Origin of the sequence: Streptomyces parvus (genome assembly GCF_014648875.1) — a bacterium.
Classification (GTDB): Bacteria; Actinomycetota; Actinomycetes; order Streptomycetales; family Streptomycetaceae; genus Streptomyces; species Streptomyces parvus.
Map to the genome: position 1 here is coordinate 342,935 of NZ_BMRY01000007.1, position 22,628 is coordinate 365,562.

A 22,628-nucleotide genomic window follows, 5' to 3' on the forward strand; every position below is an offset into this window, starting at 1 on the left:
ACGGTGACTGCACTTGCGCTATTCCGCCTGCCCATGTGGCCGGTGGGCACACCCACGAGGACACTGTTTCCATGACAGATGCAGGGAAGATCTCCGAAGGCTCGTCCTACGACGTGGTGGTCATCGGCGCGGGGCCCGTGGGCGAGAACGTGGCGGACCGGGCCCGCGCCGCCGGGCTCACCACGGCGGTGGTGGAATCCGAACTGGTCGGCGGCGAATGCTCCTACTGGGCCTGCATGCCGAGCAAGGCACTGCTGCGCCCCGTCGTCGCCCGCGCCGACGCCCGCCGGGTGCCGGGACTCAGTGCCGCCGTGCAGGGACCCCTGGACGTGGGAGCCGTCCTCGCCAAACGGGACGAGGAGACGAGCCACTGGAAGGACGACGGCCAGGTCGCCTGGCTGGAGAGCGTCGGAGCCGACGTCCACCGCGGTACGGGCCGGCTCACCGGCCCCCGGGAGGTCACCGTCACCGCCCCCGACGGCACGGAGCACCGGCTCACCGGCCCCCGGGAGGTCACCGTCACCGCCCCCGACGGCACGGAGCACCGGCTCACCGCCCGGCACGCCGTCGCCGTGTGCACCGGCACCCGGGCCATCGTCCCCGCCCTCCCCGGCATCGCGGAGGCCCGCCCCTGGACCAGCCGCGAGGCCACCAGCGCCAAGGAGGCTCCCGGCCGGCTCGTGGTCGTCGGCGGGGGAGTCGTGGGCGTGGAGATGGCCACCGCCTGGCAGGCGCTGGGCTCCGAGGTGACGCTGCTGATCCGGGGCGGCGGCCTGCTCCCGAAGATGGAGCCCTTCGCGGGCGAGCTGGTCGCCGACGCGCTGAGGGAGGCCGGGGCCACGATCCGTACGGGCGTCTCCGTCACCGCCCTACACCGCCCCGCACCCGACGGCCCGGTCACCGTCGAGCTGGACGACGGCGACCGTGTCGAGGCCGACGAGATCCTGTTCGCCACCGGCCGGGCCCCGCGCACCGACGAACTGGGCCTGGAGACGATCGGCCTCGAACCCGGTTCCTGGCTCACCGTGGACGACAGCTGCCTCGTCGAGGGCACGGACTGGCTGTACGCGGTCGGGGACGTCAACCACCGAGCCCTGCTGACCCACCAGGGCAAATACCAGGCCCGGATCGCGGGTGCGGCGATCGCCGCCCGCGCGGCGAAGGCCCCTGTGGACACCGCCCCCTGGGGTGCTCACGCGGCCACCGCCGACCACGCGGCCGTGCCCCAGGTCGTCTTCACCGACCCCGAGGCCGCGTCCGTCGGCCTGACCCTCGCCGAGGCCGAACGCGCCGGCCACCGGGTCCGCGCCGTCGACCACGACCTCGCCGCCGTCGCCGGCTCCGGGCTCTACGCCGACGGCTACCGGGGCCGCGCCCGGATGATCGTGGACCTGGACCGCGAGATCCTGCTCGGCGTCACCTTCGTCGGCCCGGGCATCGGTGAACTCCTGCACTCGGCGACGGTCGCGGTCGCGGGGGAGGTCCCCATCGCCCGCCTGTGGCACGCGGTTCCGGCGTACCCGACGATCAGCGAGGTGTGGCTGCGGCTGCTGGAGTCGTTTCGCGGACAGTGAGGTCGAACTCGCGGGGTCGTAGGGGCTGACGGCTCGTCGACTGTGGGGGACTACCGGGCCCTGCTGACCGCCGCACACCAGCGGCCAGGGCCCCGATCGTGCTCATCCGGCACATCCAGTACCGCGGCGGACTCATAGAGGGTCGGCTCGTCGAGACCGGCCTGACCATCAACCCCTGACCCCAGTTCCCGGACGACGCCACGAATTCAGCCTCGGTAGGAACTGCCGTCGAGTACACACAGCGGGAGGGGTTTTGACGCGACGGCCTGGAGGACAGCCTTCAGGACGAGGACGGCATGTTCTGTTCCGCCCAGACCACCTTGCCGGTGGCCGTGCGGGACGAACCCCAGCGGCGGCACAGCATGTTGATGAGTTGAAGGCCCCGTCCGCCCTCGTCGCTGAGGTCCGCGTGCTGGATTTGAGGCAGGTCGGGGCCGGTGTCCGACACCTCCACGACGAGGCGTTCCCCGCGTAGCAGCCGCAGCTTGCCGGGGCCGTTCCCGTAGCGCAGTGCGTTGCCGACCAGCTCGGAGACGACGAGCTCGGAGACGTCGGCGAGTTCATCGAGGCCCCATGCGGAGAGCTGGCCGGTGACGAGACCACGGGCGGCCGAGGCGGCCCGGCCGCCTTGCGGCAGCTCCCACACCCGCAGGTCCCCGGCGGGGATTGCGGCGCTCGTGGTCAAGAGGAGAACTGCCTCGTCGAACCGGGCGGCGCCGGCCGGGGCGCGCTCCACCAGACCGCCCTTCTCCAGCGATCCGGGCGGGAGGCTCATTGCCCCCGTGCGCAGCCGGTCCAACTGGGCGTCCACGTCCTGCTCCCGGGACTTGATCAGTCCGTCCGTGTACATGACCAGGTGGGCGCCGTCCGGGACGCGCAGCCGCAGGGGGTCGTACGGAATCACGCCCGCCCCCAGCGGCGCGCCGGTCGGCACCGGGACGAAGTCGGCGCCGCCCTGCCCGTCGAGGAGCAGTGGCGGCAGGTGCCCGGCGCTCGCCAGCGTGTAGGAGGAGTCGGCGGGGTCGTAGACTGCGCACAGGCAGGTGGAGACCTGCTCGTCCTCCAGGTCGCGGGTGGCCAGGTCGAGCCGCGCGAGGATCCGCTCGGGGGCCATGTCCAGGGTCATCAGCGTGCGGGCCACCGTTCGCAGGCGCCCCATGGTGGCGGCGGCCGGCAGCCCGTGCCCCATCACGTCGCCCACCATCAGGGCCGTCCTTCCGCCGGGCAGGGCCATCACGTCGTACCAGTCCCCACCCACGCCGTGATGCGCCGCCGCTGGCGCGTACTCGGAGTGCACCAGCAGGCCCGGCGTCGCAGGGGTGACCCGCGGCAGCAAGGAGCGCTGCAACGAGACGACGTGCTCGCGCTCCCGCCCGTACAGACGCGCGTTGTCGATGAAGACCGCCGCCTTGGAAGCGAGCTGCTCCGCCAACGCCAGGTCGGTGGTGGAGAACGACGGGGCTCCGCGGCCGCGCACGAAGTCGACGCTGCCGAGGAGCAGCCCACGGGCGATCAAGGGCACGGCCAGGTAACTGTGCACACCGGCGGTACGCAATTGCGCGGCGGCGCTCGCGGTGGGCGCGACGCGGATGAAGTCGTCGTCGCGCAGCCTGCTCAGCAGCACCGGCTTGCCTTGCCGGAGGACGTACCGGTGGAGCAGCGTCTCATGCGGCTGCTTGGCGTGCGAGTAGACCTCGCCCACCGGAGTCGGCTCCAGGCTGGAGAGCTCCTCGATGGCGCACAGCGCCGTGGCCCGCATCTGCGGGATGCCGGGTTCGGCTTTCCGGGAGCCCTCGTCACCTCGCAGGACGCTCTCCAGGATGTCCACGGCCGCCCCGTCGGCGAAGCGCGGCACGGTGAACTCGGCGAGCTCTTGTGCGGTGCGTTCCAGGTCCAGGGTCGTGCCGATGCGGGAGCTGGCGGAATTCAGCCAGGCAAGCCGGCTGCGGGTGGTGAACCGGTCCGGCGGCAGGACGCCTCTGCCCCGGCGGAACCGCACGTTCTTGCCGGCCGAGGATCGCCCGGCGGTGCCCCGGCCGGGCAGGCGCCGTCTACCACTGCCGGCGTTCACTCTTGTGCCTCCCACCAGGACTCGACGCCTCTTGGTGCCCAGTGTGCACCGGAAGCGGCTGGGACACCTCCGGGTACCCCTGATCGGATCACCTGTTCAGGGACTGTGCCCCGGCGGCCGTTCCTGGCTCAACTGCTCCCGGATTCGACTTCCGCGACGAGGTGATGGGCCATCCTATGGGACGGCCCGCGGGCCGAACTCCACGAGGAGCAGGGCGGAGTCGTCGTCGGGCTGCGCTCCGGTGAAGGCGGCGACGTCTGCGCGCACGCGGCGCAGCGCTTCCTCGGGGGTGCTCTCACCCAGCAGCGGCCCTGCCCGCTCATCCACGGGGTAGAACCGCCCGTCGCCGTCCCGGGCCCCGCTCAGTCCGTCGGTGTAGAGGAAGAGCCGGTCCCCGGGTTGCAGGGTCAGTTGCGTGACACTGTTCCGCGGGTTGCCGGAGCCTGCCGGCCCGGTGAGCCCGAAAGGCGGTACCGGCTCGTCCGGCTCGATGAACCTGATGCCGCCGTCAGCGGTGCGCAGCAGAGGCACGGGGTGACCGTGGTTGAAGGCGAGGAACTGCCCGGCCGGGCCGATCCGGGCGAGGATGCCGTTCACGAACCGTTGGCCGTCCGTTGAGCGATTCAGGGCGGATTCGATGCGGCTGCCGACCTCCGCAAGCTCCTCGGCCTCCGGACCGGACTCGCGGAACGCGGCCGGCGCCACGGCCGCGCAGCGAATGGTGCCCAGTCCCTTGCCCTGGACATCAGCGATCACGAGGCGTACGCCGTAGGGGGAGGGAACCGCCTTGTACAGGTCCCCTCCGACGCGGGTGGCCCGGCTCGCGGATACGTAGGAGGCCCCGAGGCGTACAGGGCCGATGGCCGGGCCCGCGGCGTACACCGGCAGCAGGTTGTACTCCGGCCCCGTCAGAGCGTCCACCTCCCCGTCCGTCTTTCATGGCGTCGGCCCAGACCGCGTAACAGCCCTGCCCGATCGGCTGAGGGTGGCGGAAAAGTGTGCCTTGCGGCGGCGATGACCTGTTCCCGACAATCTGATGAATTGACAGGTGCATGATCCTCTCGTGCCCCTGGCGTGACTCTCCCAGCAGCCCCCCATGAAAGAAGGCAGTCCGTGAAGCAACTCCTGCGTGCGCTCAAGAGATGCTCCGTCGTCGTCGCCACCGTCGCCATCGCGGTCGTCGGCCTCCAGCCCGTCACGGCCTCGGCCGCCCCCAACCCCGTCGTCGGCGGAACCCGTGCCGCCCAGGGCGAGTTCCCCTTCATGGTCCGGCTCTCCATGGGCTGCGGCGGCGCCCTGTACGCCAAGGACATCGTTCTCACCGCCGCCCACTGCGTGGGCGCATCGGGCAACAACACCTCGATCACCGCCACCGGCGGCGTCGTCGATCTCCAGTCGTCCAGCGCGATCAAGGTCCGCTCCACCAAGGTTCTCCGGGCCCCCGGCTACAACGGCACCGGCAAGGACTGGGCGCTCATCAAGCTCGCCCAGCCCATCAACCAGCCCACGCTGAAGATCGCCACCACCACCGCCTTCAACCAGGGCACGTTCACCGTCGCCGGCTGGGGTGCCAACCGCGAGGGCGGCAGCCAGCAGCGCTACCTGCTCAAGGCCAACGTCCCGTTCGTCTCCGACGCCGCCTGCCGTGCCGCCTACGGCAACGAACTCGTGGCGAACGAGGAGATCTGCGCCGGATACCCCGACACCGGTGGCGTCGACACCTGCCAGGGCGACTCCGGCGGCCCGATGTTCCGCCGGGACAACGCCGGTGAGTGGATCCAGGTCGGCATCGTCAGCTGGGGCTACGGCTGCGCCCGGCCCGGCTACCCGGGCGTCTACGCCGAGGTCTCGACCTTCGCGTCCGCCATCGCCTCAGCGGCTCGTACGCTCTGACGCCGCGCACCATCGCCGTTCGGTCGCCCTCGGGTGATCCCGGCTGAACCGCCCCGGGGGTGCCCGCACGGACGGGCGCCCCCTCCTCCTTCCTGGCCGGCCGGTGCCCGCGGGTGCCGCCTCCTCCGCTGCGGGAGCTGCTCAGCGCGGCGGCGTCGAACAGGCGGGACGAGATCGGCCGGGACTACTCGGCGCGGCGCCGTCGGCGCGCGCGTTCGAACTCCGCGACATCCGCCATCCAGGGCCCGCGCCCGTCGAGTGCGGCGCAGCCGCCGAGGACGAAGGCGCTCACCAGCTTCCGGTACCCGTCGATCCCGTCGACGAGGCCGTACTCGACCCGGTACTCCGGATCCGAACCGCCAACGCCCTCTCGTACCGTGGTGACCCGGGCGATGGAGTCCGCGTAGAAGTGGAGCTGGATCCCTTCGCCCATCTCCTCGTCCTCGATGGTGAACACCTCGTTGTCCGCGGCGGAGCGATCGCCGACGAACTCCCAGAACTCCGCGGTGGCCGTGCGGGGACCACCTCGGCGCCACTTCTTCTCGACACCCTTGTCGTCGGTGAAGGAAAGGGCCGCCTTCCTCGCACTTCCGCCGCCCCCGACGGCGCGGTCGCCGGCAGCCTCCTCGTCATCCTCCAGGGGCGCGTTCCTGGAGCGCTCCGCTGCCTCCGAGCACATCAGGAAGCTCAGGGTGCGCACCGCGTCATCGGCCAGCTCAGGGCGGGCACGTCGTACGGCGGTCTCCACCGTCGTCGCCATCCGGTTCCACGCGCGCTTGTCCGTGGCGCGCTTTCCCCGGCGCGGATCTCGGCCGATCCGCATCCCGGCGCACGCCTGCTCCGCGACGGCGACCACCCGTAGGACCTCGGGCAGCAGCGCGGGAGCGACGGCGTCGGGCGTCCGCCTGGGAATCGTCGAGCCGTGCAGGTACTGGCCCGTGTACCGGAGAATCCCTGCGTCGAGAGGACCGAGCACAGTCCCGCGTTCGGCGCGGCGGCGGTTCGCGTGGTACTCCTGGGCGCGTTTACCGTCGGACGTCTCCGTCGCCGTGCGCATTGCCGCGCACATCTGCCCGCGCTCCAGCAGACCGATGTCGGCTCCGTGGGCGATGAGCCGGCTCCTGTCCCACGGGATGCGCCGGAAGAGCGCGTCGACGTCCGCGGGCGCGGAGAGGAGGACCGGGTCCAGAAGCGCGACGGCGGCGCTCTCGTCGAGCTCGCCCCGCGTTCCGGCGGCGTCGCACAAGGGGAGGACTGCACTCCACAGCAGCAGGTGCCTTGCCAGATCCTCCTGGATCACCGCGAGATGGGCTTCCCCGATCGGGAACGTGAAGGTGCGGGGCTCGTGGTTGGCGTCGGCCCCGGCGCCCAGCATCAGCTTCAGCCCGTCGTCCTCGCGGATCACGTTCGGGATCCAGCCGCTCCGGCGGGTGAAAACGGTGTCTCTCATGGGCCCAGTCTTCCCTCATCGCCGTCCGTCCGGAAATGCCGGAGTGCGTCCCGCCCCTGGGCGCACCCTCCGGCCGCGGTCCTCCCGGGGCTCCGAACCCGTTGTCACTGGTGCCGCCTAGAGTATTCCTCAATCGTCACGGTGCGTTGCCGTCGACGGGATTCATCAGCATGCCGCCACGGCGGCAACTGTCCGGCACGACGGGGAGAACAGCGCATGGGGTGGGTTTCGGCGGGCGACTACGAAGTCGCTCTGGAGGCGGGCAAGGTGGTCTGCCGCAACGGGAAGGGCCGGCGGCTGAAGTCTGTTCCGGCCAAGTTGAAGGACGATCCGGCGGTCGTCGGTCTCCGGCAGCTGACGGAGTGGCTGGAACGGCACGAGAGGCGGTGCCTGAGCGACGTCGAGCAGTGGATGGTGCGTTCGCTGTCCGTCCCCACCGCCGTGCTCGCCCGGGTCTGGCCCGACCCGGCGTGGCAGGCCGCCCTGCGGGACGTGGTGGTCACCGGCGCGGACGGCGGTGTCGCCGGGTTCCTGCGCGACGTCGATCCCGAGCGCGGCCTCGGCCTCGTCGACCTGGACGGCGACACGGTCCGCATCACCCCCGACATCGTCCACGTGCCCCACCCCGTCCTGCTGGAGGACCTGGAAGAACTGCGGGAGTTCGCGGTCGAACTGGAAGTCCGCCAGAACGTGGAGCAGCTGTTCCGCGAGGTGTGGCACCGCCCGGCCGGCCTCGCCCCGGACACCAGCTCCGTGGACACCTACGCCGGCGGTGTGTTCAAGGAACTGCGTTTCCTGCACGGCCGCGTCACCCAGCTCGGGTACCGGTCACGCGGCGGATACGCGGTCTGCCCGGTCGTCGAGGACGGCGCCGGTGTCGAGGCGCGCATCTGGATCGGCGAACACGACGGATACGACGCGTACGACACCGAGACGGGTCCGCTGGGCTGGACCGACGCCTCGGGGCGCGCTCTGACGGCGGCCGAGGTCGGCCCCGTGGCGTGGTCCGAGGGCATGCGCATGGCGGCGGCGCTCTACGCCGGCCGCGACGTGGAGGACGAGGAGCGGGCGGCATGAGCATCACGACGAACACCGAAGCGAACACGGCGGCAACGGGCTCGACGGCCCTGCCCGCCCAGAACCGGGGCAGCGGCCCCGCCGAGGCCCGCGTGGCGAGCCTGCTGGACGCGGGCGCGATCCTCCCGGCCGGGACCACCGACCGGGACGACGCCGACACGCTGACCGCCCGCACCTACACGCACACCGCTCTCGGGGACCGCCCGGTGGTCCGGCTCGTCCCCGGCACGCTCGGCGAAGCCGAGGACCTCGCCCTGGAGTTCCTGGGGCTGGCCCGCACCGCGGAGGCTCCCGTCGTCGGGCAGGTCCGCCGCGAGACGCTGGGCTTCCCCGCCTGGGCCCTGGTCAACGACCCGGCCAACGGGCACCACGCCCTGGCCCTGGTCAAGGACATCGAGCGGCTCGGCCGGCAGGCCAAGACCCGCGCCGGCGCGGCCAAGGAGGGCTTCGACGAGCTCGGCACCCGCCTCGGCCGTGCCGTCCCGCACTTCCTCCCCACCTACTACGAGCAGGTGGCCCGCCTCTTCCTCCAGGCCGAGAACGCCACGTACGCCGCCTCCTTCTTCGGCAAGGCCCGTGAGGCCGAGCGGGTCCACGGCCTGGTCGTGGACGAGGACCGGCAGCGCGCCGTCTTCCTGGAGTTCGCCCTCGCCGGCGCACTGACCGTCAAGGCGCTGCGCCAGTACGTGCGCGACCTGGTGGCCCGGCTCGCCCCGGCGGACGCCTGGGCACAGTTCCGCCGACTGCTGGTCGAGCGCTGCGCCGCCGGGATGCCGCCGTACGCGGCGCTGCCGCAGGACGTCCGCACGCTGGTCAAGGCCGCCGGGCTGGACCGCGAGAGCGCCGAACGCGAGCTGGTGGCCGACCTGATCGGCTCGCCCGGAGTCGTCCGCGCCCCCGCCTCGTTCTGGGCGACCTACGGCCCCGCGCTCATCGCCCTCGCCCGGGCGGACGCGTCCGTGCGCGCCCGGCTCCTCGGGTTCTTCCCGGAGACCTTCAGCGAGAACGGCCGGGACACGGACGGCGAATCCGGCTGGCTCGCGCTGCTGGCCGAGTCCGGCGCGGAGGAACTGCTGACCGCCCTTCCGGCCGCCTCCGAGCCGGCCTCCTCCGACTCCTCCGGTCGACTCGAGGCGGCCGTCTCCCCGGCGGACTGGCTCGCCCGCTGGGAGGCGTACCGACGCCGCAACCGGGCTTCCTCGGGCCGCAGCCCGCGCACCCTGGACCTGGCCGCCCGGATGACGGACCGGCTGCGCGCCGACGGGCGCCCCGTCGAACTGTTCCAGGGCCGCTGGCAGCCCACCGCCGACCTGGACCTTCTCGACCTCTGCCTGGCCTCCGGAGTCCCCGTGGCCGAGCCGGACGACGAGGACACGGGACGTGGCCAAGGGCGGTCGCACGGCTTCTCGCTGGGCCAGTGGCTCGCCGACGACGCGCCCGGGCGGCGGGATCTCGCCGCCGTCGCCGGACACCCGGGCTTCCGCGACCTGCTGCGACGGAACACCGGCGGCCTCGGCAACGGACGCGGTCAGCGGCTGAGCGACGCCGGTATGGCGAAGCTGGCCGCGCACCCGGTGCTCTCCGTCCTCCTGCGCGAATGGCTGACCGGCTGCGCCGAGCAGTACACGGCCGCGCGAGGACTCCCCGGGCTGCGCATCGCCCTCAACAAGCTCTCGCCGTTCCGCGCCGTCGTCGCGGACGTCGCCCCGGAGGCCGCGCGGCTGCTCGAAGAGCACGACGTCGTCCCGCTGCTCGCCGCCACCCTGCGCACGGGCGTCCTCGACGAACTGGGGTGGGCCGCGCTCGACGAGACCTACGCCGAGCTGGCCGCCGAGGCCGCCACCGCATCGCGGCGGGGAAACAACCGGTCGCAGAACGTCGGCGTCACCGGCGCCTGGCCCGCCCTGATCCTGAACACGCTGGAGCGGGCCGTCGTCGTGGGCCCGGAAGGAGTTCTGGTCCGGCACACCCTGCGTCTGCCTCCCTCCACCGACCAGTGGCGGACGCCCGCCTTCCGGTTCGTCGACGGCGAGTTGCTGGTGATCTGGTGGGAGGACGGCAAGCAGCGCGGCTACTGGTCGCACCGCCCCGCCGACGTCTTCACCGTCGGCGGCGAGCAGACCCCCCGCTGGGGCCGCCCCAGCCTGTCGGACGAGGTCTGCGTACCGCTGCCCGGCGGCGGCCGCGCCACCGGCGGCAAGGCCCTGCACGCCGGCGACACCACCCTCCCGCCCCAGCGCGCCGTCCTCGCCGACGGCACCGGACACTGGCGGGAGGGCCACCAGGGCACCCGGACGGTGTGGCTGGAGTACGACCCGGCCAACGGCACCCACGGCCGCGCGTCCCTCCCCGCCTTCCTCCGCTCCGGAGTGCAGGACGGCACCCGGCTGCTCGCCGAACACTGCCAGGTTCTGCCCCTCCAGCCCGGCCTGGAGACCACCCCCTTCGGCACGGACGGCACGGTCCTCGGCCGCTGGGTCCGGCGCACCGCCACCGAGCCCGGCACGGCCGCCCCCGCCGACGGGGACCGGACCGTCGCCGGCACCCCCGACGGCCACACGGTCACCCTGCCGCACCCCCTGCCCGACGGCGGTTCCGTGGTGCCCCTCGGCGCCCTCACCCTGCCCGGCGGGTCGCGGCCCGTCGCGGTCCTGCGCCACCGGTCCGTCGAAGCGCACCCGGCGGACACCGACGGCACCGGCGGCGGGCTGTGGTCCGTCGGCACCGACTCCTCGGGCGGGAACGACGCGGCGGGCACGCCCTACGTGCCTCCCACCGTCTACTGGCACGCCCTGCGCCCGAGGGACGCGCAAGGCTCCGCCGCCCTGCGGAAGCTCACGGAAGCCCGGGCCCAGGAGCTGTTCGACGAGGTCGCCACCGCGGTCGCCCGACACCTGAAGGCGTTCCGGGCGGTCGAGGAGTACACGGGGCCCTCGTCGCGGCAGATGAGTGAGGAGGCCGTCGCCCGGGTCCTGCCCGAGGTGTCCGACGTACGCCTCCTCGCGGGCGTCACCGCGCTCGTGCGGAACGCGGTGGACCGGGCCGTCGCGGTCGCCCAGTACCTGGAACCGCCCGCACCCGCGCAGCCGGTCACGCCCCGCAACACGGCACGCACCCAGGGCATGTTCTTCGACCACGAGCCCGAGCACGGCGACGACACGACCCTGCGGGCCGCCACAGCCTGGGGCGCCGAGAAGATGCGCGGCTCCTGGTACGGAGGCGGACACCGGTGGACGGCGATCCGGCAGATCCTCGCCGTCAACCACGTCCTCGGCGGTGAGCCGGCCTTCGGCCCGGCCACACCGTCGAAGGTCCCTTTCACTCCCGTGGACGGCTGGCAGCGCGACGAGTACACGGTGCCCGGCGAAGGCACCACCTGGACCACCCTCCTCGACAAGCTGCCCGAACTGGCCTACCGGGCCGCTTCGGAGGCCACCTCCGCCGAGCACCGCGCAGGGCTCCTCGTGCTGCTGGAAGCGTTCGCAGCGGGCCCGCTGGCCGACCCGGCCGGCACGGTCCGGCGGGTGGAGCTCGTCGAGCCGCTCGACACGGCCAACCCCGGGCGGAACGGACGCCCCGAGGCCGTGCACCGGATGGGGCAGGTCCTGCGCAAGGGCTCCCGCACCGTCGTGGTCCTGGCCGACCACGGCCGCAACTCCCGGGACGACGCCGCCCGCTGGCTCGCCCTCGACCACGATCCGACCGGAGCCTTCGGACCCGTCCCCGGCTTCACCCTCGACCGCGAGCACGTCTACCGGCAGGGCATCGCCCGCGACCGGCTCACCCGGCTGACCGCCCTGGTACGGGAGAAGGGCGCGGCCCCCTGGCGTCCGGAGGCCGCCGAGGCGTTCCACACGGCCACCGGAATCGGCCCCCTCCAGGCCACCGCGCTGCTGTCGGCGGCCGTCGAGGAGCCCGGCGTCGAGGCGCTGGCCCTCCTCGGTGCGAAGACCCGCGCCTTCGAGGCGGCCCAGGACCGGCTGGACGCCCTGCCCCGCGACGAACGGCACACCGTGCTCCGGGCGCTGCTGCCCGCGGACCCGTCCGAGCTGTGGTCCACTGGCCCCGACGTCCGGGCCGGGGCCGAGGCATGGCGCGAACACCTGGGCTCCCTCGTCCGCGTCCCCGAGGAACTGGACCTCGACCTCAGCGGCGCCACGGCCGCCTCCGTCGACCTGCTCCTCAACGCCGGCGCCCGCGGCTGGCTCGCCCACGGCACTCCCGTACCGGACGGCAGCACCCGCCCCGCCCTCCTCCGGGTGGGTGGGCGCGGCGCGGTCTCGAACGCCCTGACCGCCCTGCGCACCCTCGCGTACACGCTGCCGTACGGACACCCCCTGTGGGCTCATCTGCCCGTCGGCCTCGCGGCCCTGCGCAGCCGCCTCACGGACCCCGCACTGGTGCTGGACCTCGGTCTGGACTGGACCGAGTCGGGGGTCTCCCTCGGCACCGCGATCCGCGCTGCGCACGGCCTCCCGGAGTCCGGCGGGGCCGAGGCCGACGGAATGGTCCGGGCCGGATCGGCCCTGCTCCTCGCCCCCGGTTACGGCGACAGCGAGAGGCTGCTGATCCGCCCGGCGGGCCTGGCGGGCCCCGACGACCCGGCGTTCGGCCTGGTCGAGGGCATCGTCAGCCCGCACCGAACGAGCGACTTCCTCGCCCTGCGCGCCCTGCTGGGCCCGGAGGCCGACGCCCTGGCCTCGGCGGGCGTCCCCGACGGCTCCGCGCACCACCCGGCCCAGGACCCGACGCGAGCGGTGCCGGACCTGGTGGCCGAGGCGGCCGACGCCCTTGCCCTGAGCGCGGACGCCGCCGCGCTCTACCTGATGCTGCTCACCCTGCCCGACCCCACGGACCGCAACTGCGTCCGCTGGACCGAGTGGAAGCCGGCCCGGATCAAGAAGGCCCGCGCGGAACTCGCCGCCACCGACCTCGTCGTGGAGGCGAAGCGCTCCCGCGCCGGCCGCACCCTGTTCCTTCCCTGCGGCTGGCTGGAGCGCGGCGCCCCCGGGCTGCCGCTGGAGACCTGGAAGGAAAGCCTGTACCCCGTGGCGGGGTCCGCCCGGACTCTGCCCCACCTTCCCGTCCCCGCGCTGTACGCAGCCGCTTGGGCACGGGTCCGGGGCGGCGACGCCCCCGCCTTCGAAGAACTCAACACCCGCGCCACCCGGAAGGGCCGCCGCCGATGACGAACGACACCACGACCACACCGGACAGCTCCACGCCGGACAGCGCCACCGGAGGCGTCCCGGGCCAGGCGGCGGCGCCCGGCAACGAGCCACGGCAGATCACCCCGCCCGAGGACCGGTACGCCACCGAGCTGGCCTTCCTCGCCGCGCACGACTCCGGACCCCGACCGCCCGGCTGGCTGCTCACCCCCCGTGCCGTCGTCACTTTCGTGATGGGCAGCGCGGGTGACGCACTGGCCCTGCCCAAGGGGGCCCGGCCCGGCGCCGGAGTGCCGCGCCGGCTGGTGATCGAGCAGAAGTTCGTCGGCGAACGCGCCCTGGTCGAGCGGTGTGTGGTCACTCTCGCCGGGGAACGCGGACTGCTCCTCGTCGGCGAACCGGGCACCGCCAAGTCCATGCTGTCCGAGCTGCTGTCGGCGGCCGTCTGCGGGACCAGCGGGCTCACCGTGCAGGGCACTGCGGGCACCACCGAGGACCAGCTCAAGTACGGCTGGAACTATGCGCTGCTGCTTGCCCAGGGCCCCACCGAGCAGGCCCTCGTGCCGTCCCCGGTCCTCACCGCCATGACCCGGGGCGCCGTCGCCCGTGTCGAGGAGGTCACCCGCTGCCTGCCGGAGGTCCAGGACGCCCTCGTGTCCCTGCTCTCCGAGCGGCGGATCGCGGTCCCCGAACTGGCGGGCGGCGACGGCGCCCAGGTGCACGCGGCCCCCGGCTTCACCCTCATCGCCACCGCCAACCTCCGGGACAAGGGCGTCTCGGAGATGTCCGCCGCTCTGAAGCGGCGCTTCAACTTCGAGACCGTGGGCCCCATCGGCGACGTGGACGCCGAGACCGCGCTCGTCCGGCGCCAGTCCCGGGCCGCCGTCGAACGCGTGGGCGCCGCCTACCAGGTGGACGACGCGGTCCTCGAAGCCCTCGTCACCGCCTTCCGGGACCTGCGCGACGGCCGCTCCGTGGAGGGCTGGGAGGTCGAGCGCCCGTCCACGGTGATGAGCACGGCGGAGGCCGTCTCCGTCGCGGGCTCCCTGGGCCTGGCCGCCGCCTACTTCCCAGGGGACCGGGACGTGCTCTCCCTGCTGCCCGGCCATCTGCTCGGCGTCGTCCGCAAGGACGACCCCGCCGACGCGGCACGGCTGCTGGGGTACTGGGACGGGCCGGTGCGCAGGCGCGCTGAGCAGGGTTCGGCCACCTGGCGGGCGCTGTGGGACCTGCGTTCGGTGCTGGAGAGCTGAGGATGAACGAAACGAACCTGGCCGGTGCCGGCACCGGGACGGGGACAACGGCGGTATCGACGGCGGAAGACGCCACCGCCGAGGCGCCGTCGGCCGCCGGTGCGTCCGCCGGTGCTCCCGTGCCGCCCGTGCAGGGCCCGGCGGGCGGACCGGCCACCGCGGAGGCCGCGGTGGCGGCCCTCGCGGCGGCCGGTCCCGGGGCGCCGTTCCTGATCGGGGTGCGCCACCACGCGCCCTCGCTGGCGGCGTCCCTGCCGGCCCTGCTGGACGCGGCGGCCCCCGACATCCTCCTCGTCGAACTGCCCGCGGAATTCCAGGCCTGGCTGGGCTGGCTCGCCCACGAGGAGACCGAGGCCCCGGTGGCGCTCGCCGCCGTGCCCGCCGACGGGCCCGGAGCCGGACCGGCGGGTGAACGGGGCCCGGCCTTCTACCCGTTCGCGGACTTCTCGCCCGAACTGGTGGCGCTGCGCTGGGCGGCGGAAAACGGCGTTCCGGCCGTGGCCTGCGATCTGCCCCTGGCCGACCGGGCGTGGGTGGAGGGCGGCGACGCCCCCGCCCCCGCTCCGGGCGCCGCCTCCGCACCCGTGCCGGGTGAGGGACTCGGGCTGTCCACCGCACTCCGGTCCCGGCTCACCGGCCGGGACGGCGACGACCTGTGGGACCGGCTGGTGGAGACCCGGGCACCAGGTTCGACACCCGAGGCGCTCCGCCGTGCCGCCCTGCTCACCGGCTGGGCCCTGCGTTACGAGGCCGAGGCGCGGGGTGGGGTGCAGCGCACGGACCTGGTCCGCGAGGCGTGCATGCGCGGCCACATCTCCCAGGCCCTGGCGAGCGGACGGCGGCCCGCCGTGGTGGTGGGCGCCTTCCACACCCCGGCGCTGTTGCCGGCGGCGGCGGGGGCGGGCGGGTCCGCCCGGAGCGCCGGACAGCCGGATTCGGCAGCGCCTGACCTGGCAGCCATGCCGGAGCCGGGAACGCAGGCCCCGGCAGCCACGCCGGAAACGGCAGCGCCCAGCCCGGGCACGGCGCTGGAACCGGCAGCATCGGACCCGGCCACCGTGCCGGAGCCGAGCGCGGGCAAGCACGCCGACGCCGCTGCGGGGGCGGCCGCGTGCACGGTCTCCCTGATCCCGTACACGTACCCCCTGCTCGACTCCCGCTCCGGCTACCCGGCCGGCATCCGGGACCCGGAGTGGCAGCACACCGTCCTGGAGGCCGCCGGGGACCCGGCGGCGATCCACGAGGCGCTGGTCCGCACCGCCGTACGCCTCTGCGCCGCCCTGCGCGAACAGGGCCACCCCTATGGTCCGGCGGACGGCCGGGAGATCGTCCGGGTCGCCGGCGACCTGGCCCGGCTGCGCGACCTGCCCGCGCCGGGCCGCGGTGAACTCCTGGAGGCCGTGCAGACGGTGCTCGGGCGCGGCGAGACCTACGGCACGGGCCGCGCCGTCGCCCAGGCCCTCGAACGCGTCCTCGTCGGAGCCCGCACCGGACGGCCCGCACCCGCCGCTCCGCGCAGCGGGCTGAGCCCCGCAGTCGAGGCCGAGACCGCGGCACTCGCGCTCCCCGGCCCGCAGGACGCGCACGAGAGGACACCGCGCGACCTCCGGCTCGACCCGGCACGCTCAGCCCTGGACCGCCGCCGCGAACTGCTGCTGCGCAGGCTGACCGTGTGTGGCATCCCCTACGCGCAGGAGCAGGAGGTGACCGGCGCGGCGGGCGGCGAAGGGCTGACGACGCGCTGGCAGGTGCGGTGGACCCCCGCGACGGCCGCGATGCTCACCGCGGCCGGTGCCCGCGGCGTCACCCCGGCCCAGGCGGCCGAGGGCGTACTGCGCCAGCGCCACGCGGCCGAGCGCGCGGAGGGCGGTCCGACGGCCGCCCAGGTCGTCCGCGGCCTCGCGGCGGCCGCCGGGTGCGGGCTGCCCGCACCGGCCGACGAACGGCTGACTGAACTCGCGGCCGTGCTCCCCGCGAGCGGCACCCTTCCCGAACTCCTCGCCGGGCTCGACCTGCTGGACCGCATCGACGCGGGCCATTTGCCGGGCATGACCGAGCCCGAGGGCCTTGATGTCCGGCCCGACGGCCCCGGAGAACCGCCCGAAGGCTCCGAAGGTCCCGCGGCCCCGGACGCCGCCGCCCCTACCGCGAGGAAGGCCCGCATCGCGAACGCGGCGGAGCTGCTGACCGCCGCCGCGGTGCGTCAGGTCGAGGGCATGGCCGGCTCGGAGAAGCCGGAAGACGCCCGCGCACTGCTCGAACTGGCCCAGCGGGCCGACCGGCTGGGCGGTATCCGGCTCACCGACGCCCTCGCCCGGCTGGCCGCCGACGGCGCCCCGCTGATCGCCGCGGCCGCCGGTGCGGTCAGGGTGCTCACCGGCCACGACGGGGCCGAGGCCTTCGGGGAGCGCGTCGCCTCCTGGGTGGACGGAGCCGTGGACAGCGCCTCCCGGGCCACGCTCACCGCCCGCCTCTCCGGCGTTCTGACGGTCGCGGGCCCGCTCCTGACCGTCGGCGTCGGCGCCCTGGACCCCTTGCTGGACCGGGTCGTGGAGCTGGACGACTCCGCGTTCCTGGCCCGCCTGCCTGCCCTGCGCGGTGGCTTCGAGACCCTGAGCCCGGCCGCCCGGGACCGGCTGCTGGGCACCGTCGAGGAGCGGCTGGGCGAACGGGTGGACGACCTCGACGCCGACGATCCGGCCGAACTGGCCCGCCGTACGGCCGCCGACCTCGTGGCCCGCGAACTGCTGACGGCGCTCGGCCTTCCGGTCACGGCGCCCGCCCACGACGACCGGCTCCCACCACCGCCCGGCCACCCCAACGACCCCGCGTCCGCGCCCCTCACCGAGGCTGCCCCCGCGCAGGCTCCCTCCCGTACCCTCGCGCCCGCCGACCGCTGGCGGCTCGTGCTCGGCCGGAGCGCCGACCGGCTGCCGCCCGGCGCCGCCCGCCTGGCGACCGCGCTGGACGAGCTCTACGGCGCGGGACACGGCGAGGGTTCCCGGGGCGGCCTTCCCGGCCGCGGCGGCTCCGGAGCGGGCGGCGGCCGGGAGCCGTCGTTCCCCGGCGTCCGCGAGTGGTCCGAGGAGCTGGCCGCGCTGTTCGGCCCCGGCGTCCGCGAAGAGGTCCTCGCAGCCGCGGCCGTGACAGGGCGGCAGGATGTCCTGGCCGAACTGGACCCGGCGGCGGCGACCCCCTCCGTCGAGCTGCTCCGGACGATCCTGCAGTACGCCGGCGGTCTTCCCGAGGCCCGCCTCGCGGCCCTCCGCCCGCTGGTGCGCCACCTGGTCGACGAACTGACCCGGCAGCTCGCCACCCGGCTGCGACCCGCGCTGACCGGTACGACGACGGCCCGGCCCACCCGCCGCCCCGGCGGCCGGCTGGACCTGCCGCGCACCCTGCGCGCCAATTTGGCCACCGCCCGCCGGACGGCCGACGGCACGATCCGGGTGATCCCCGAGAAGCCCGTCTTCCGCAGCCGCGCCCGCAGGTCGGCCGACTGGCGTCTGATCCTGGTCACCGACGTCTCCGGATCCATGGAAGCCTCCACGATCTGGTCCGCGCTGACCGCCTCCGTGCTCGCCGGGGTACCGACCCTGAGCACCCATTTCCTGGCGTTCTCCACGGAGGTCGTCGACCTCACCGGCCATGTGCGCGATCCCCTCTCCCTCCTGCTGGAAGTGAGCGTGGGCGGCGGGACGCACATCGCCGCCGGGCTCCGGCACGCCCGCGGCCTGATCGAGGTGCCCTCGCGCACCCTCGTCGTCGTCATCAGCGACTTCGAGGAGGGAGCACCGCTCGCCGGACTGCTGGCCGAGGTGCGGGCGCTGGTGAACACCGGCTGCCACGTCCTCGGGTGCGCGAGTCTCGACGACGCCGGCCGGCCCCGCTACTCGACGGGAGTCGCCGGGCAGCTCGTGGCCGCCGGGATGCCCGTGGCGGCCCTCAGCCCACTCGAACTGGCCCGCTGGATAGGGGAGAAGACCGCATGAACGCCGATCGGTTGCCGCCCGTCGCACCTGAGGTCACGGCCACGCTCGTGGAGGGCCTCTCGCCCCGGCTGCGCAAGCGGCTGGACGCTGCGGTCACCAAGCTCGCCGCCCGCCCGGTGCACCGCGACGGGGACATCACGACGATCGAGGTCGACGACGAGACCGAGCTGCGCCTGCACGCCCCGGGCGGCGTGGTGGCGCAGGTGGAGGACGTCACCTGCGGCTGCCTCCTCGCCCCGGCCTGCGTCCACCGCGCGGCCGCCGCGTGCGCGGCTCCCACGGCGGACCTGGCGCCGGAGCCCGCCGAACAGCCCACCCCGGAGGCCGTCGGCACGGCCTCGGCCGATGCTGATGCCGCGACCGGGGGCGGGTCCGTGGCCACGGACCCGCCCCCGGTCACGGACCCGGCCACGGCGATGGTCCCCGCCTCGGACCCACACCGGGCCTCAGGAACGGACTCGGCCCCCGGCCCGGGCCCCGCCCCCGCACCCGGTCTCACCCCCGACGCCGCCCCCGCCCCGCCGGAGACCGCGACCCCCGACCAGCGTGCCGCCGCCGACGCCCTGTGGGCGGCGGGCGCCGCCGTGCTGGAGGCCGGGGTCGACGGGGCCGGGGCCGTCGCGCAGTCGGCCCTCCTGCGCGCCGCGCACACCGCCCGGCTCCGGCACCTGCCCCGTGCCGCGGGCGCCGCGCTCTCCGTCGTCACGCTGCTGCGCGCGGCCCGCGCCTCAGACCCGTCGTACCGCATCGCCGAGCTCGTTACGGCGCTGGCCGAACTCCTGGGCACCGCCCGCCGCGTGGCGACGGCGACCGGGGCGGAGCTGGCCGCGGTCCGAGGGCGCGTGCGCCGCCCGTACAGCCCCGACGGCTCGCTCCGCCTCTACGGCCTGTTCACCGAACCCGTGGTGACCGACTCGGGGCACGGCGGCGTCCGCACCTGGGTCGCCGGAGCCGACGGCCGTCTCTTCACCGTCGGCGACGTGGCGCCCGGCGGGGTGGGGCGCGCCCTCGGCGTGGCCGACCGGGCCGTGCGCCTGGGCGACAGCGCGCTCACCCACCGGGAACTGGGCCGCGCCGGGCTCGCCGTCTCGGGCGCGACGGTCTCGCCCGACGGCCGACTGGGTGCGGGGAAGAGTGTCAAGGCCGTCACCGCCCGGGGTGCGGCGTGGACGGAGCCGCCCCTCGCCGCTCTGTGGGAGACGGCACCGGCCGAACAGGCCGCCCGCGCCCTGCGGTCCACCTCCCGCTACGCGGACCCGGACGGCACCGGCAGCGACCTGCTCTTCCTGGACGTCGAACTCCTCGGCGCCGTACGGGAACCGGGTGGCACCTCCCTCCTCGCGCTGGGCGAGGGAGGCGTTCCCGTCCGGCTCACCGCCGCCGACGACGACCCCGCGCTCGCCCACCGCGACAACCTGGCTCTCCTGGCCGCGGCGCCGGGGACCCGGCTGAGGATCATCGGCCGCCTGATCCCCGCCACCCATCCCCGGCTCACCCTCCTCGCGTGCTCGCACCCCACCGGCGAGGGCACGATCGACCTCGGCCTCGACCGGCTGCGCCGCGCCGACCTCCCGGACCCGGCCGCCCCCGCGCACTTCGCCCCGCCGCAGCCCGCAGGACCCGGCGCGCAATCGCCCCTGTACCTCCTGGAGCGCCGGGTCGAACAGACGGTTCCGGCAGGCCGCGCCGCCCTCGGCCTGCTGGGCGACGTCACCGCCGAGACCCGCCGGATCCGCCGCGGCGGTCTCCCCACGGCCGCCGGGCTGCTCACCGCCCTGTGCGCCTCGGCCGCCCAGCGCGAACGCGACCACTTCGGCCGTCTGCTCCCCGCCGACACCGACGGCTTCGCCGCGTACTGGCTGGCAGCCGCCCGCTACTCGGCCGCCGTGTCCGAATCGCTGTGCTCGGCAGCCTGGAACCCGACGGGGGAGGTCCAGGGGGTGTCCGGCGGACCGCCCGCCGCCGCTGCCCGACCGGCTGTCTGAACGGTTCGGGATCGTCGAAGTCGAAGCCGTGGCCGGCACGCGGCCGATAGCCGCCGGCCCGTACCTGACGGAGGAACTCCTCGGTCTTCATACAGGCGATGACCCGGTCCCGGTCGTCGAGCACCTGTCCCGTACGGGCCTCGTGGATGGAGGAGAGGTGCTCCAGCCATCCCTCGTACATCCGACGGAACGGCCCGACCGGCTTCAGCTTCCGGGCCTCCGGCGCGGGACGAGGCCTGCTGCCGGCCGGCCCGGGGGCATCCGGCCGCGCCCCGGGAGCGCACCGCCGGGACCCCGGGTAACGTCGGACGCGGCTGAGGAAGGGTGGCCATGACGCAGGATCGCGGGGAGCAGACGTTTCAGCGGATCGTCCAGGCCGCCGGAATCGTGATCGACCGGGACGGCTACGCCGGTGCCTCCACTCCGGCGATCCTCCGGCTGGCCAACGTCTCCCGCAGCGGCTTCTACCACCATTTCGCGTCGAAGCAGGGCCTCGGCGACGAGATCCTGGCCCGCCAGCACGCGTACTTCCAGCAGGTCTCCGAGCAGATGGTGGCGGGCCCGGCCCCGGAGCTCTGGCTCCAGGCCCTGGTGGACATCAGCCACCACTACACCGCCGGCCTCCTGGAGGACCCCGTCCTGAGGGCCGCCGTGCGCCTGTCGATCGAGCCGGGCCCGTACCAGACCGCCGAGAGTTACGCGGGTTCGCTGGGGGCCGTCACCGCCGCTCTCGAATCCGCGCGCGAAGCCGAGGAGCTCCAGGACCACGTCGAGCCCATGGAGACCGCCCGGACACTCGTCGGCTGCTACAGCGGCGTACAGATGCTGTCCCTCGCCCTGGCCGAGCGGGACGCCCTGCACCAACAGGTCAGCGCCATGTGGGCCCTCGTCATGCCCGGCATCGCCCGTCCGGAGGTCTTCGCCCGTCTGCGGCTGGGGCCGCCACGCTCCATGGGGACGTCCCCGCCACGCTGAGACGGCCATCCGGCTGATCGCGCTGGGCGGCACGACGCCTCCCGGGCAGCGGCGCCGAGCAAGGCCTAAGCCGTCCAGCGGGCCGGGCGCTCCAGGGTCGGCGGAATCTTCGTGCGGGCGTCGCCCCGCGCGGCGTTCAGCTGGGGCTGGGTGAGGAACAGCGCGCCGCGCAGGTCCGCCCCGCACAGGTTGGTGTCCCGCATGTCCGCGCCGATCAGGTCGGCGTCGCGAAGGTCGGCGCCGGACAGGTCGGCCGCGATGAGGAGGGCACCGCGCAGGCTGGCGCCACGCAGCTTCGCACCGCGCAGCCGGGAGCCCATGAGGTTGGCCCCACGGTGGTTCTTCCCGCGCCCCGGGACCGCCGCCCGCGCCAGCTCGCTCGCCCGCAGGAGCAGCGGGTTCACCTCACTGCGCAGCGCGTCCACGTCGACGGCGAGCAGGGTCTCGGCCGGGTCCCGGGTGAGGGCGTCCAGGCGCTCGTACGCGCGACGCAGGTCGCGGTGGACGAGCGCGACCGAGGACAGGTCCAGGGCCTGCGCGACGTACTTCAAGAGCTCCTGGAGCTGCCGCACGACGGGGAAGACCTCATACATCCCACGGGCCGAATCCGGCTCCTCGCGCCAGCTGACGCCCTTGAAGGTGACCTGGGAGACCTTCTGGCCCGCCCCGGAGCAGTCGAACACCGTGCAGCCGTTGTACCCCGTGTCGCGCAGCCGCCGGTGGATGCCGCAGCGGAAGTCCTCCTGGAGGTTGCCGCAGGGCGTGCCGGCGGACTTGTCCACCGGGAAGTCCGAGGAGCGTGAGAAGGGCAGCGCCACGCAGCACAGCCCGAAGCAGCTCCCGCAGTCGGACTGCAGGTCGGGCTGGGCGGCGTACGAGGTGCGCTCGGACAAGACGTGACTCCTGGTGGCGTGCGGGGCCGGCAGCGGTCTGCCGGTGGCTGTACGCCTCCATTGTCCCGCGTGCGCGGAACCCGGAGTGCCAGGAGGCCGGTCAGCCCTCCGGACGCAGGAGCCCGCGCTCGTAGGCCTTCACCAGCCGCTGCGGCACGTGGTGGACGGTTCCGTCGATCGTGACGGGGACGAGCTGAGGCGTCGTGGCCTTCCACTGGGCGCGACGGTGACGGGTGTTGCTGCGGGACATCTTCCGCTTGGGGACTGCCATGGGAGACCACCTTTCGTCGTTGCGCT

Annotated in this window: 13 protein-coding genes; 8 read left to right on the forward strand and 5 right to left on the reverse strand. The window is 74.4% G+C overall.

From position 1 onward, the window contains the following. Nucleotides 1-71 precede the first annotated feature (71 nt). Nucleotides 72-1,574 (forward strand): dihydrolipoyl dehydrogenase family protein, encoded by a 1,503-nt coding sequence (locus IE140_RS23260; protein WP_150196196.1) that lies wholly within the window; start codon nucleotides 72-74, stop codon nucleotides 1,572-1,574. A gap of 280 nt (nucleotides 1,575-1,854) precedes the next feature. Here the strand turns inward: IE140_RS23260 and IE140_RS23265 are convergent, their stop codons facing one another. Together IE140_RS23265 and IE140_RS23270 are read right to left on the reverse strand one after the other, a co-directional pair. Beyond that, on the reverse strand, nucleotides 1,855-3,645 hold the full coding sequence (locus tag IE140_RS23265; protein WP_150196198.1) for a SpoIIE family protein phosphatase: 1,791 nt from the start codon (nucleotides 3,643-3,645) through the stop codon (nucleotides 1,855-1,857). A gap of 174 nt (nucleotides 3,646-3,819) precedes the next feature. Next, on the reverse strand, nucleotides 3,820-4,566 hold the full coding sequence (locus tag IE140_RS23270) for a PP2C family protein-serine/threonine phosphatase (RefSeq protein WP_150196199.1): 747 nt from the start codon (nucleotides 4,564-4,566) through the stop codon (nucleotides 3,820-3,822). A 192-nt stretch (nucleotides 4,567-4,758) separates the two neighbouring features. On the opposite strand from IE140_RS23270, the gene IE140_RS23275 reads away from it, so the two are divergent. After that, entirely contained in the window at nucleotides 4,759-5,538 is a 780-nt protein-coding gene (locus IE140_RS23275; protein WP_032762385.1) for a S1 family peptidase, read from the forward strand. Between the two features lie 184 nt (nucleotides 5,539-5,722). Here IE140_RS23275 and IE140_RS23280 read toward each other — a convergent pair whose 3' ends face one another. Further along, on the reverse strand, nucleotides 5,723-6,988 hold the full coding sequence (locus IE140_RS23280) for a DUF6357 family protein (protein ID WP_150196201.1): 1,266 nt from the start codon (nucleotides 6,986-6,988) through the stop codon (nucleotides 5,723-5,725). A gap of 216 nt (nucleotides 6,989-7,204) precedes the next feature. Between IE140_RS23280 and IE140_RS23285 the strand changes: the two genes are divergently transcribed. The 6 genes from IE140_RS23285 (at nucleotide 7,205) to IE140_RS23310 (ending at nucleotide 21,438) form a co-directional block, all read left to right on the forward strand. Continuing rightward, the gene (locus IE140_RS23285; protein WP_150196203.1) at nucleotides 7,205-8,065 is read left to right on the forward strand and encodes a DUF4132 domain-containing protein; all 861 of its coding nucleotides are present in this window, start codon (nucleotides 7,205-7,207) and stop codon (nucleotides 8,063-8,065) included. Continuing rightward, nucleotides 8,062-13,254, forward strand: coding sequence for a hypothetical protein (locus IE140_RS23290; protein ID WP_150196205.1), 5,193 nt, complete (start codon nucleotides 8,062-8,064; stop codon nucleotides 13,252-13,254). Before IE140_RS23285 ends, IE140_RS23290 begins: the two co-directional genes overlap by 4 nt. Next, complete coding sequence (locus tag IE140_RS23295) at nucleotides 13,251-14,486, forward strand: ATP-binding protein (RefSeq protein ID WP_150196207.1); 1,236 nt, start codon at nucleotides 13,251-13,253, stop codon at nucleotides 14,484-14,486. Before IE140_RS23290 ends, IE140_RS23295 begins: the two co-directional genes overlap by 4 nt. Before the next feature lie 2 nt (nucleotides 14,487-14,488). Next, a complete protein-coding gene (locus IE140_RS23300) occupies nucleotides 14,489-18,478 on the forward strand; it encodes a vWA domain-containing protein (protein WP_229826882.1) in 3,990 nt (1,329 codons plus the stop codon). Further along, nucleotides 18,475-20,463, forward strand: coding sequence for a hypothetical protein (locus IE140_RS23305; RefSeq protein ID WP_189460651.1), 1,989 nt, complete (start codon nucleotides 18,475-18,477; stop codon nucleotides 20,461-20,463). The genes IE140_RS23300 and IE140_RS23305 overlap by 4 nt, the downstream gene beginning before the upstream one ends. 330 nt (nucleotides 20,464-20,793) lie before the next feature. After that, nucleotides 20,794-21,438, forward strand: coding sequence for a ScbR family autoregulator-binding transcription factor (locus tag IE140_RS23310; RefSeq protein WP_150197624.1), 645 nt, complete (start codon nucleotides 20,794-20,796; stop codon nucleotides 21,436-21,438). A 65-nt stretch (nucleotides 21,439-21,503) separates the two neighbouring features. On the opposite strand, the gene IE140_RS23315 is transcribed toward IE140_RS23310, so the two are convergent. Beyond that, a complete protein-coding gene (locus IE140_RS23315) occupies nucleotides 21,504-22,331 on the reverse strand; it encodes a pentapeptide repeat-containing protein (protein WP_150197623.1) in 828 nt (275 codons plus the stop codon). A 100-nt stretch (nucleotides 22,332-22,431) separates the two neighbouring features. Then, the gene (gene rpmF / locus IE140_RS23320) at nucleotides 22,432-22,602 is read right to left on the reverse strand and encodes a 50S ribosomal protein L32 (protein ID WP_032774608.1); all 171 of its coding nucleotides are present in this window, start codon (nucleotides 22,600-22,602) and stop codon (nucleotides 22,432-22,434) included. Nucleotides 22,603-22,628 lie beyond the last annotated feature (26 nt).

Bases quoted from the DNA above. Each gene is read 5' to 3' on its own strand.
- IE140_RS23260 (WP_150196196.1), top strand. From the start codon at position 72: ATGACAGATGCAGGGAAGATCTCCGAAGGCTCGTCCTACGACGTGGTG.
- IE140_RS23280 (WP_150196201.1), bottom strand. From the start codon at position 6,988: ATGAGAGACACCGTTTTCACCCGCCGGAGCGGCTGGATCCCGAACGTG.
- IE140_RS23285 (WP_150196203.1), top strand. From the start codon at position 7,205: ATGGGGTGGGTTTCGGCGGGCGACTACGAAGTCGCTCTGGAGGCGGGC.
- IE140_RS23290 (WP_150196205.1), top strand. From the start codon at position 8,062: ATGAGCATCACGACGAACACCGAAGCGAACACGGCGGCAACGGGCTCG.
- IE140_RS23295 (WP_150196207.1), top strand. From the start codon at position 13,251: ATGACGAACGACACCACGACCACACCGGACAGCTCCACGCCGGACAGC.
- IE140_RS23300 (WP_229826882.1), top strand. From the start codon at position 14,489: ATGAACGAAACGAACCTGGCCGGTGCCGGCACCGGGACGGGGACAACG.
- IE140_RS23305 (WP_189460651.1), top strand. From the start codon at position 18,475: ATGAACGCCGATCGGTTGCCGCCCGTCGCACCTGAGGTCACGGCCACG.
- IE140_RS23310 (WP_150197624.1), top strand. From the start codon at position 20,794: ATGACGCAGGATCGCGGGGAGCAGACGTTTCAGCGGATCGTCCAGGCC.
- rpmF (WP_032774608.1), bottom strand. From the start codon at position 22,602: ATGGCAGTCCCCAAGCGGAAGATGTCCCGCAGCAACACCCGTCACCGT.